Annotated in this window: 9 protein-coding genes; 8 read left to right on the top strand and 1 reads right to left on the bottom strand. The window is 63.4% G+C overall.

Annotated elements, in window-relative coordinates; translation table 11 throughout:
* The 6 genes from AAHS21_RS31650 to AAHS21_RS31625 all read left to right on the top strand — a co-directional run.
* Nucleotides 1-244: hypothetical protein (locus AAHS21_RS31650; protein WP_342931237.1), on the top strand; the 244-nt coding region annotated here is incomplete at its 5' end.
* 88 nt (nucleotides 245-332) lie between these two features.
* Complete coding sequence (purU, locus tag AAHS21_RS31645; protein ID WP_342931236.1) at nucleotides 333-1,223, top strand: formyltetrahydrofolate deformylase; 891 nt, start codon at nucleotides 333-335, stop codon at nucleotides 1,221-1,223.
* A gap of 101 nt (nucleotides 1,224-1,324) precedes the next feature.
* Entirely contained in the window at nucleotides 1,325-2,155 is an 831-nt protein-coding gene (gene folP / locus AAHS21_RS31640; protein ID WP_342931235.1) for a dihydropteroate synthase, read from the top strand.
* Entirely contained in the window at nucleotides 2,152-4,512 is a 2,361-nt protein-coding gene (locus tag AAHS21_RS31635; RefSeq protein WP_342931234.1) for a chorismate-binding protein, read from the top strand. Before folP ends, AAHS21_RS31635 begins: the two co-directional genes overlap by 4 nt.
* A 5-nt stretch (nucleotides 4,513-4,517) precedes the next feature.
* Complete coding sequence (locus AAHS21_RS31630) at nucleotides 4,518-5,855, top strand: Mur ligase family protein (protein ID WP_342931233.1); 1,338 nt, start codon at nucleotides 4,518-4,520, stop codon at nucleotides 5,853-5,855.
* A gap of 110 nt (nucleotides 5,856-5,965) precedes the next feature.
* Nucleotides 5,966-6,913 carry a hypothetical protein gene (locus AAHS21_RS31625; RefSeq protein ID WP_342931232.1) on the top strand — a complete coding sequence of 316 codons (948 nt, stop codon included), beginning with the start codon at nucleotides 5,966-5,968 and terminating at the stop codon, nucleotides 6,911-6,913.
* A gap of 282 nt (nucleotides 6,914-7,195) precedes the next feature.
* Here the strand turns inward: AAHS21_RS31625 and AAHS21_RS31620 are convergent, their stop codons facing one another.
* Complete coding sequence (locus AAHS21_RS31620; protein ID WP_342931231.1) at nucleotides 7,196-8,656, bottom strand: NAD-dependent succinate-semialdehyde dehydrogenase; 1,461 nt, start codon at nucleotides 8,654-8,656, stop codon at nucleotides 7,196-7,198.
* A gap of 419 nt (nucleotides 8,657-9,075) precedes the next feature.
* Here AAHS21_RS31620 and AAHS21_RS31615 point away from each other — a divergent pair, with 419 nt between their 5' ends.
* Together AAHS21_RS31615 and AAHS21_RS31610 are read left to right on the top strand one after the other, a co-directional pair.
* Nucleotides 9,076-9,765: a 3-oxoacid CoA-transferase subunit A gene (locus AAHS21_RS31615; RefSeq protein ID WP_342931230.1), complete on the top strand. Its 690-nt coding sequence runs from the start codon at nucleotides 9,076-9,078 to the stop codon at nucleotides 9,763-9,765.
* Nucleotides 9,762-10,475: a 3-oxoacid CoA-transferase subunit B gene (locus AAHS21_RS31610; RefSeq protein WP_342931238.1), complete on the top strand. Its 714-nt coding sequence runs from the start codon at nucleotides 9,762-9,764 to the stop codon at nucleotides 10,473-10,475. The genes AAHS21_RS31615 and AAHS21_RS31610 overlap by 4 nt, the downstream gene beginning before the upstream one ends.
* The last annotated feature ends 68 nt before the right edge of the window (nucleotides 10,476-10,543 follow it).

The following is a 10,543-nucleotide window of genomic DNA, read 5'->3' as shown; positions in this document are numbered from 1 at the left end:
AAATCACCCCACCGACACCGCCCTCAGACGGCGATCAGCAAGCCGGAACGGAGGTCGCCTGAAACACGCCGATCCACAGGTATTGACAATTCCTCCCGCGACGATCGACGAAGCGGATGCAAATGATGGCGCCGAGGTCACCGTGGTATGGGGGGACGAGGCATCAATCCCCTACAAGCCTCGTGTCGAGGCGCACAAGGAAACCACTATCCGCGCCACCGTAAACACCACGGCACCGGCCTGACCGCCCTGTTCAGGGTCCTTGGTCGGGCAGCAGTAGAGGTCTGCCCGACCAAGGACGCCGAAGCCAACCATTCGAATGGATTACCTGCATGAGTGATTCGCCACCTACAACGCGTGCGACCACGTCGCCGGATTGGATTCTCACGCTCTCATGCCCCGACCGGCCGGGCACTGTCTTCGAGGTGTCGCGGTTTCTGCTCGACCGAGAGTGCAACATCGTGCAGAGCCAACAGTTTCTGGACAGCAGCACCGGTCGGTTCTTCATGCGGGTCCAATTCCAGCAGAACAGCTCTCGGCCAATCGATGGGGCTATCCTGCGGGGTGACTTCAATGCCGTCGCAGAGGCCGCCATGATGCACTGGAGGCTGACAAGTACCGCGGATAAGCAGCGGATGCTGATCATGGTCAGCAAGTATGGTCACTGCCTCAACGATCTGCTATACCGCACGAGCACAGGCGAACTGAACGTCACTGTACCCGCGATCGCCTCGAATCACCCAGACATGGAGGAGATGGCGCGGCGTTACGGGGTTGATTACCACCATATTCCGGTGACGCCCGATACCAAGCCGGAGGCCGAAGCGCGGCTGCTCGAGCTCGTCGACACTCTCGACGTCGATCTCGTAGTGCTTGCGCGCTACATGCAGGTGCTTTCCGCCGACCTGTGCGCAAAGCTCGAAGGCAGAGCCATCAACATCCATCACTCGATGCTGCCGAGCTTCAAAGGTGCCCGCCCATATCACCAAGCACACAATCGGGGCGTGAAGCTCATCGGCGCTACGGCCCACTACGTGACTTCCGATCTCGACGAGGGCCCGATCATCGAGCAGGAGGTGACACGAGTCGACCACACGCATTCCGCGGAGGCAGTCGCCGCACTCGGTCGCGATAACGAATGTCGTGCTCTATCAAGGGCGGTTGGTTGGCATGCCCAGAACCGCATCCTGCTCGACGGCAGTCGGACCGTCATATTCCCGTGACCTCTCCAGCTGCGAATCGCGTTTACGCGAGGACACCGCCTGGCGTTTCGAGCACAACTATAGGTCCGGCCGTCTCACATCGGCGGTGCCATGTTTCCGGTGTGCTCAACGTGACCCCGGATTCATTCTCCGACGGCGGGACCTACTTCACCGTGGATAAGGCCGTCGCGCACGGTTTGCGACTGGCAGCCGACGGAGCAGATGTCGTCGACGTCGGAGGCGAATCCACCCGACCCGGAGCCACCCGCACCGCCGAAGCTGACGAAATGCGTCGCGTATTGCCCGTGGTTCGCGAGCTGACGGCCCGTGGAATCCGCGTCAGCATCGACACCATGCGGGCATCGGTGGCAGAGGCCGCGGTGAATGCAGGCGCGATCATGGTCAACGACGTCAGCGGTGGTCTGGCCGATCCGGCCATGGCACGGTGCGTGGCCGAGCTGGAAGTGCCTTACGTGGCGATGCACTGGCGCGGCCACAGCGCCACCATGGCCCGTCGGGCCAGCTATGACGATGTCGTCCACACCGTCAAGGCTGAGCTCGGGCAACGGCTGCAGGCGCTGCAGACCGCCGGAATCAAGTCTGAGCGCATCATCGTCGATCCCGGCCTCGGATTCGCCAAAACCAGCGAGCACAATTGGACGTTGCTGCGACGCCTCGGCGAATTGGCGGTGCTCGGACCGCTGATGGTCGGGGCATCCCGCAAACGGTTTCTGACGGAATCGCTGCCCGAGTCGATGCGCACACCCGCCGATCGCGATCTCGCCACCGCCGCGATCTCCGCGCTGGCAGCGGTGCAGGGCGCGGCGTGGGTGCGCGTCCACGACGTGGGAGCCACGATCGCCGCCGTCTCGGCCGCCGAGGCGGCCACGGCAAGTCCGGCGTCGCCCCGGGCGAACGCTGCGGTCCGCGCCGACGATTGGCCTGGGCGATGACGCTCGAGCTGGCGACCGTAACAGCAACACCCCCGGCAGATCCCGCGGTGACGGTCCAAAGGCGAGCATTGCCGGGCACCATCGCCCCTACCGAAGCCCTGACACGGCTGCGCGGACGCCGACGATTGGTCGGTCTGCTCGGCGCCTGGGCCGGTGGCGGAGCGCTGATCGCCTGCGATCCAGTTGCGCATGCCGACGACCTTGACGACCTCACCATGCCAACGCTGTCCACTGCCGACGGCGTGCTCGGTGCTGGCTGGTTCGGTGTCCTGGGCTATCAGTACGGCACGAGCCTGGAGGTGCTGCCACCGGCTCCCGACCGACCTAGCCCAAGACCGCAATGTGACTTCGCCTACTACGACCACCTGCTGAGATACGAAACAGCAACGGGAACATGGTGGTTCGAGTCAGCTGCTGTCGATGAGCGCGCCGAACAAATTGAGCGGGCATACCACGGATTCGCCCGCATCCTTGCCGCGGCCGACGGACCTGCAGCGCAGCCTTACACCTGCTCCGCGTTTGCAATGCGACCCACCCCCGATGCTCATCGTCTGGCAATCGCCAAGGCGCTCGAGGCAATTCGCGCCGGTGACATCTTTCAGACCAACCTCGCTGTTCGCCTCCAGGCCGACTTCCACGGCGATCCGATCGACGTCTTCGTGCGCGGCGTCGAGGAATTGAAACCTGCCTACGCGGCATACGTGACCAGCGTGACCGGCGCGGTAGCGAGCTTCTCTCCCGAGTTGTTCCTGCAGCGGATAGGTACAACGGTGCGGACCTCGCCGATCAAGGGAACGGCCCCACTGCGTGCCCGTCCGGAGGATCTGTTGTCCTCGGCCAAGGACAACGCTGAGAACACCATGATCGTCGACCTGATGCGCAACGATCTCGGCCGAGTGAGTGTCCCGGGTTCGGTCACCGTTCCGCGTCGGACCCGCGTGGAACAACACACGGGTGTCTGGCATTTGCTCACCGACGTCGTTGCGAATCTGCGTGACGGCATCTCTGACACCGATCTGGTGAGAGCGACGTTTCCGCCGGGATCGGTTACCGGCGCGCCGAAAGTGCGTGCCATGGAACTCATCAACGAACTCGAAGACAGCGGCCGGGAGGCCTACACCGGTGCGATCGGTGTCATCTCATGCACGCTAATGGAGCTCAATGTCGTGATCCGTACCCTCGAATTCAGCGACGACTCGGTTTGGCTCGGCGTAGGTGGCGGAATCGTCGCTGACTCAACGCCCGATGGAGAGCTGCGCGAATGTCTGGCCAAGGCACAACCGCTACTACACGCTATCGGCGGCACGCTTGCCGTGGATGTGGACGAATCCGAACGCCGCGACACCGGTGGAGCCGACGCGGTCATTTCCCTGCCCGGCGCCGCCGGTGAGTTTCCTCTGTTCGTAGTGGACGACAGCGGAGTTCGTTTCGACGCGCATTACGCACGGCGGCCGGTATTGGGTCCCGTGGCAGGTGTCCTGGCAACCCTGCGCCGTTCCGGCATCGGGGTCGACGAAGCAACCCTGACCCGCGATGACCTGAATCGTGGCGCCGAAGCATTCGTCGTGAAGCCCGACGCCACCATCGTTTCCGTCGATGCCGTAATGGGCGGTAGCAGTTCGCACCCCGGGACTCTGGCCGGCTGGCTGTCCCGCCAGAAGATCAGGCGTGGAATCAATTCTGAAGCGACTGCAATTACTGACACGCCACTACGCCACCCGAGAGTGCGCCACGCCAACCGTGACATGCGGGTGCTCCTCATCGACAACTACGACTCTTTCGTCTTCAACCTGAGCCAATACTGCGAAGAACTCGGGGCCGGCACGGAGGTCGTTCGCAGCGACCCGGAGCGTCTGCACGATATCGTGGCCGCGGCCGCCGACGGGCAGTTCCAACGTCTCATCATCTCGCCGGGGCCGGGAACACCGCGGCAGGCCGGTATGAGTATGACGGTGATCAGAGCGCTCGCCGGCGTGCTTCCAATACTCGGAGTGTGCCTGGGACATCAGGCGATCGGTGAGGCATTTGGCGCGCGGACGATTCGGGCACCGCGGCCAGTACACGGTCAGGCAACCATCGTCTATCACGACTCGCGCGGCGTATACGCTGGATTGCCTGGTCCGTTCACGGCGGCCAGATACCACTCGCTGGTGATCGACGAGGAGAGCCTGCCGACCGAACTCGCGGTCACGGCCAGGACGCCGTCGGGGCTGCTCATGGGGGTCCGCCACCGTGAGTTCGACATCGAGGGCATCCAGGTACATCCCGAATCTCTGTTGACGCCTGCGGGGCAGGAAATTTTGAGTACTTTCCTGAGCTCACCGGAAGCTGGCGTCGGCGCCAGATCGGTGCGGTGATGGTGATGACATCCGAGAGCGCGCTGCGCGGTCTCGCGTATCAGGACACATTGACCGGCTACGAGATGACCGGCGCGGTACCGGGGCGTTCGACGGCGAACGCCGAACTGCTGCTCGGACAATTGGGTAGCCCCCACCGTTCCTACCCGGCGATTCATGTCACCGGCACCAATGGGAAAGGCTCGACCAGCTCCGTCGCGGCGGCGTTGCTCACTCACGCAGGTCTGAGGGTCGGTCTGTACACAAGCCCTCATCTGATCACGTGTGGTGAGCGCATCCGCGTCGGCGGCGAGCCGGCAACCGACGAACAGCTCGGCGGACTGCTGGATCAGGTACGCACTGCTGCAGACCGCCTCGGCTTGACCCCGAGCTGGTTCGAAGCGCTCACTGTCGCGGCTTTGTTGAGATTCGGTCAGGCCAATGTCGACGTCGCTGTGGTCGAGGTCGGCATGCTGGGCAGGTGGGATGCCACGAATGTGCTCAACGCCGCGACCGTTGCGATCACCAACGTCGACCTCGATCACGTTGAATTCGCCGGGAACTCGCGAACCGCAATCGCGCGAGAGAAAGCGGGGATCATTCACCTCGGCGCCACCCTCGTCCTGGGTGAGCGTGATCCCGGTCTGCACCCGATTTTCATCGAGCGGCGACCCGCTCGTGTGTCGATGATGGGCCGTGACTACGCCGTCACCCACAGGACCGCCTGCAGCGGCGGACAGACTCTTGACATTCGCCTTGGCGATCGCGTTCTACCCAACGTCGAGCTACCCCTTCTCGGTGCGCATCAAGCGGACAACACGGCTGTCGCCCTCGCCGCCGCCGAAGCGCACCTCGGCGGCCCACTCGACGCGCGCACCGTCGCGGCTGCATTGGCCGGGCTGCGAGTGCCTGGTCGCCTACACGCGATCGCCGGTGGCCGCGTTGTCGTCGATGTGGCGCACAACCCCGCAGGCGCGGCGGCAGTCCGCGCGGCAGTGGACGAGGCGTTCGGCGCGGCGCAGCGCAGCGCACTGGTGATGGGCGCCCTGCGCGGCCGCGACCCATCGCCGTTTCTCACAGCACTGCGTGCAAGCAGTGCCGATGTCGTGATCGCGACCGAACCACCGTCGCCTCGCCGTCTGCCTGCTGTCCAGATCGCCGCAACCGCAGAGCGATTGGGTGCACGAGCCATCGTCGAACCTGATCCACTACAGGCGCTCAGTCAGGCCGAGAGCCTGTGCCATCCCGACGGGATTGTGATCGTCACAGGTTCGCACTCGCTGGCCGGTACGGTACTGAAGTCTGCAGCCGAGTTCGCTGGTAAGTTTGCCAGCAGACCGAACGCGGCACAGGTCACCTGCTAACAAGTGCAAAGGAGCGCATAGTGACCGATCGGAAAGTTTTGCTCGTTGGCAGTATCCCCGGTGCGGACACCGAGCAGGCCGTCGATCTGGCGGTCGGCGAACTCGGGCCGATGCTTCTTGCCGTCCCCGATGGCGAGACAGGTTCTCGAAACCAGTGGGTCGTCTCGATCGTCGAGGCCCTGCGTAGCAATTCTGCGGTCACCCTCAAGAAGGATGGCAAATGGTCGACCTACGACGACCGACCGAGCTTCAAGGTGAAGCGTGGGGCCAAAATTGACCCGGACTCACTTGATCTCGGCTATCTGAACGCCTACCGCGAAAACTGCCCGGTCGTGGAATCCCTCGCACGCGAACGCGGTATACCCGACATCACCTATCAGGTGGGCGTCGCATCAGGCTTCGATCTGGCGCTGTTCGCCTTCGGCTTTCCCCGAGCCCTGCGGCACTACAAGGCCTTCAACGCCGCGGCCGCACACGAGATCGAAGCGATCTCGGCCGAGTCGGGTGGTGACGTGGTGTTCCAGATCGAAGTCCCTGCCGAATTAGTGTTAGTGGCGCGCGCGCCGAGGATGCTCCGCAGTACGGTAGCAGCGCTGGCGGCCAAATTGTGCTTAGAACTACCCAAAAAGACCTCGCCGGCAACACAATTCGGTATCCACCTTTGTTTCGGAGATCTGGGCAACCGGGCCTTGGTGAACGGCCTGCGTGATTGTTCTGCGGTGGTGGCGCTGGTCAACGCGATCGTCGCCCACTGGCCCGCTGAGCAGACCCTGCGGTACGTCCACTTTCCACTTGCGGCCGGCAATGAACCTCCGACGTTGGATCCGACTTATTACACGCCGTTGGCGCGGCTGGAAGTGCCTGCCACCACGCGCGTGGTCGCCGGGTTCGTTCACGAGGGGCTGTCCGAGGAACAACTACACAAGGTGCTGCGGCTGGTTGAGTCCTCCGCGGGCAGGCAAGTTGACGTCGGGGCGCCGTGCGGACTTGGTAGGCGTGCGCCCGATGTGGCGCGAACGATCATGCAATCCAGCCGGATACTTTGCAACGCAGGCTGATCTGGTACACCTGTCCCGCAGAACCCTGACGCTCAATTGCTTCGCTCTTGGGGGCGGACACCAACATGACCGAAGCCGTCCAGTGCCGGTCGTGCGCGTGCGCGACGCTGCAACACGCGGCGTCATTGTCGTGTAGATGGAGTCCACCCTGCGGCACGCTCCGACATCGAACCTGGGAATGTATGGCGCCGACGCGTTCTCGGCGATCAACAATCCGCCGCAGTCGGAGACCAGGTGGTTGGGCCGCCGCAGTCGGAGACCAGGTGGTTGGGCAGAGCGGCTCTACCAGTCGATGGCCAGGTACTTGTTTTCGGTGAATTCGAGCATTCCCTCATGTCCGCCTTCGCGCCCCAGTCCGGACTGTTTGGTGCCGCCGAATGGCGCAGCGGGATCAGAGACGACCGGTCGGTTGATGCCCACCATTCCACAGTCGAGCCGTTCGCCGACCTGTAGTCCGGTGCGCAGATTCCCGGTGTAGACATAGGACACCAGTCCGTACTCGGTTGCGTTGGCCAACGCAACGGCCTCGTCGAGATGGTCGAATGTGGTTACCGGTGCTACGGGCCCGAAGATCTCGTCGTCGAGGATGTCGGCATTGTGGGGGACGGAGGCCAGCACCGTGGGTAGGTAGTAATAGCCCTCACGGTCAGGGGCTTTCGCACCGACGAGCGCCTTGGCGCCGCTGTCGAGGGCCGATTGCACCAGGCTGGATACCTTGTTGCGGGTTGCGGCGTTGATCAGGGGACCGATATCGGTGCCGGGGTCCAGGCCCGGCCCTACCGCCAGTTGGCTCATGGCTCGGGCCAGCTGTGCCGAGAAGGTGTCTGCGATTGATTGGTGGACGATGAACCGATTGGCCGCGGTGCAGGCCGACCCGCCGTTGCGCAGTTTGGCGATCATCGCGCCGGCGACCGCCGAATCGATATCGGCGTCGTCGAAAACGATGAAAGGCGCGTTGCCGCCCAGCTCCATTGCCGTACTGACCACCGTGCGCGCGGCGTGTGCCAACAGGCGGCGGCCGACTTCGGTGGACCCGGTGAACGACAACTTCCGCACCCGCTCGTCATCGAGCAGTGTCGACGCTACCGCATCCGACCGGCGAGACGGCACCACGTTGATCACACCTGCGGGCACACCGGCGTCGGCCATCAGCGCGGCGATGGCAAGCGCTGTCAAGGGCGTCTCGGAGGCAGGCTTGAGCACCACTGAGCATCCCGCGGCCAGCGCCGGTCCGAGCTTGCGTGTCGCCATCGCGGCAGGGAAGTTCCACGGCGTGATGAGCAGTGCAACACCAATCGGCTGGTGCAGCACCATGATTCGGTTGGTCCCTGCGGGCGCGGCGGTGACCTCGCCGCTCAAGCGAACCGCTTCTTCGGAGTACCAGCGGAAGAACTCAGCGGCGTAGAGCACTTCGGATCTGGCGTCGGCCAGCGATTTGCCGTTCTCCAGCACGATCAGCTGGGCGAGACCATCAGCACGGGCGATCATCAGATCGAATGCGCGACGCAGGATGTCGCTGCGTTCACGTGGGCTGCGTGCAGCCCAGCCTTCCATGGCCGATTGAGCCGCACTGACAGCCCTCGTTGCGGTGTCGACATCCCCGCCGGAGACCTCGGCGACAACATCCTCAGTGGCCGGATTGATGACCTCGATCGTGTCGGGCCCGACGAGAAGTTCGCCGCCGACGATCGCCCCGCGGGGCACCGGCCCCAGGAACAGCTCAAGATCCCGCAGTGTCGTCATGTGCATTCTCCGCTCGCTTGTAGGTGCTACCGCTTGTGCGGTCGCCGCGGCCGGGTGGCCCCACGAAAATCGGTTGCCAACCCCGCCGAGGTCTCGCCGGCGTTGACCTCGTCTACCGCTCGGGCCAGAATGGATCCCGAAAACCATCTGCGTTGACATCCATCGTGTAGCTATCATGGCATAGTGCAAAAAATGGCGCCATTATCGGCCGTCCGCGGCCAACGAGCGGAGAGAAGAACTCTTGGGCTGACCATTACGACATCCCGGTTCCCGGCGATGTCCTGCGGCGCATACAGCGGAAAGCCGTGACCCACAATGGAGGACGAAGACCAACAGCGGTCGATCGAAGCTCCGCTTGCACACGGCCGCTGAGGCGCTGCGCGGCGACGACATGCCCGCATGACAGATATGGAATGCCAATGAAGACAGCGTTCTTCGACGATCCCGACGCGGCGGTTGCGGAAATCGCCGACGGTGCAACTGTTCTCGTCGGCGGGTTTGGGCTGGCCGGTATGCCCGGCTGCCTTCTCGACGGTCTTATCCGGCAGGGGGCAACAGGTCTGACCGTAGTCAGCAACAACGCCGGCAACGGGGAGACCGGTTTAGCTGCACTTCTCAAGGCAGGGCGCGTCCGCAAGATTGTCTGCTCGTTCCCCCGACAGCGCGATTCGTGGGTGTTCGACAATCTGTATCGCAGTAAGCAGATCGAACTTGAGTTGGTCCCGCAAGGCAACCTCGCTGAACGGCTGCGCGCCGCCGGTGCGGGTATCGGAGCGTTCTTTTGTCCCACGGGCGTAGGCACCGAGCTGGCCGCTGATCGAGAGACCCGGATCATCAACGGCCGCCAGTATGTTCTTGAATTTCCCATTAAGGGCGATGTCGCGCTGATCAGCGCACACAAGAGCGATGAAATGGGGAACCTGGTGTACCGCAAGACAGCCCGTAATTTCGCGCCCGTCATGGCTGCTGCGGCGCGACTCACCGTCGCTGAGGTGTCAGCGGTCGTGAAACTCGGCCAACTCGACCCCGAAGTCGTGGCCACCCCATCGATTTATGTCCACCGGGTTTTAACCCGGGCCACAGCAACTTCGCGGTGGAAGACGCCATGACACGTATTGCCACGCGCGAATACCTCGACCGCCAACCTCTGAATCGTGATCAGATGGCGGCGCGGGTTGCTGCCGATATTCCGCCGGGGTCCTATGTGAATCTCGGCATTGGCCTACCGACCAGGGTATCGAATCATTTGGATCCAGCGGCGGGAGTAGTGCTGCATACCGAGAATGGGATGCTCGGCATGGGACCCGAAGCCGTCGGCGAGGATATCGATCCGGACTTGATCAACGCCGGCAAGGTTCCGGTTACCGAATTGCCCGGCGCAGCCTACTTTCACCACGCGGACTCGTTTGCGATGATCCGCGGTGGCCATCTCGACGTGTGTGTGATGGGCGCCTTCCAAGTGTCTCAGCGCGGTGACCTCGCCAACTGGCACACGGGTGAGGCCGATGCGATCCCCGCAGTGGGGGGAGCGATGGATCTGGCGACCGGCGCCAAAGCCGTGTTCGTCATGATGAACCTATTCGCCAAGGACGGGGCCGCCAAACTGGTGGCGCAGTGCGACTATCCGCTGACAGGCTTGGGTTGCGTAAGCCGCATCTACACCGACTACGCGGTCTTCGAGATCGGCTCAGGAGGTGTCTGCGCCGTCTCGACCTACAGTCTCTCAGTTGCCGACCTGCAGGGGCGAATCAACCTGCCTATACGACGAATAGAGGCTGATTCGGCTCCCGCCGGAGCAATGATCAGAACCTGTGGATGAGCCTCGGCGAGGGGGCGTGAAAGTGGGCGCACCTTCCCGAGGATGATCTGAAGTCCAGTAGCTCTGAT

The sequence above is a fragment of the Mycobacterium sp. 050272 genome (genome assembly GCF_039023525.1).
Taxonomy (GTDB): domain Bacteria; phylum Actinomycetota; class Actinomycetes; order Mycobacteriales; family Mycobacteriaceae; genus Mycobacterium.
Note: the sequence above shows the minus strand (reverse complement) of the source record. Positions and strands in the feature narration are given on the sequence as shown.

What these genes read in the sequence shown, in the direction of transcription:
- AAHS21_RS31625 (WP_342931232.1), top strand. Translation starts at nt 5,966, where the DNA reads ATGCTTCTTGCCGTCCCCGATGGCGAGACAGGTTCTCGAAACCAGTGG.
- purU (WP_342931236.1), top strand. Translation starts at nt 333, where the DNA reads ATGAGTGATTCGCCACCTACAACGCGTGCGACCACGTCGCCGGATTGG.
- AAHS21_RS31610 (WP_342931238.1), top strand. Translation starts at nt 9,762, where the DNA reads ATGACACGTATTGCCACGCGCGAATACCTCGACCGCCAACCTCTGAAT.
- AAHS21_RS31630 (WP_342931233.1), top strand. Translation starts at nt 4,518, where the DNA reads ATGACATCCGAGAGCGCGCTGCGCGGTCTCGCGTATCAGGACACATTG.
- AAHS21_RS31620 (WP_342931231.1), bottom strand. Translation starts at nt 8,656, where the DNA reads ATGACGACACTGCGGGATCTTGAGCTGTTCCTGGGGCCGGTGCCCCGC.
- AAHS21_RS31615 (WP_342931230.1), top strand. Translation starts at nt 9,076, where the DNA reads ATGAAGACAGCGTTCTTCGACGATCCCGACGCGGCGGTTGCGGAAATC.
- AAHS21_RS31635 (WP_342931234.1), top strand. Translation starts at nt 2,152, where the DNA reads ATGACGCTCGAGCTGGCGACCGTAACAGCAACACCCCCGGCAGATCCC.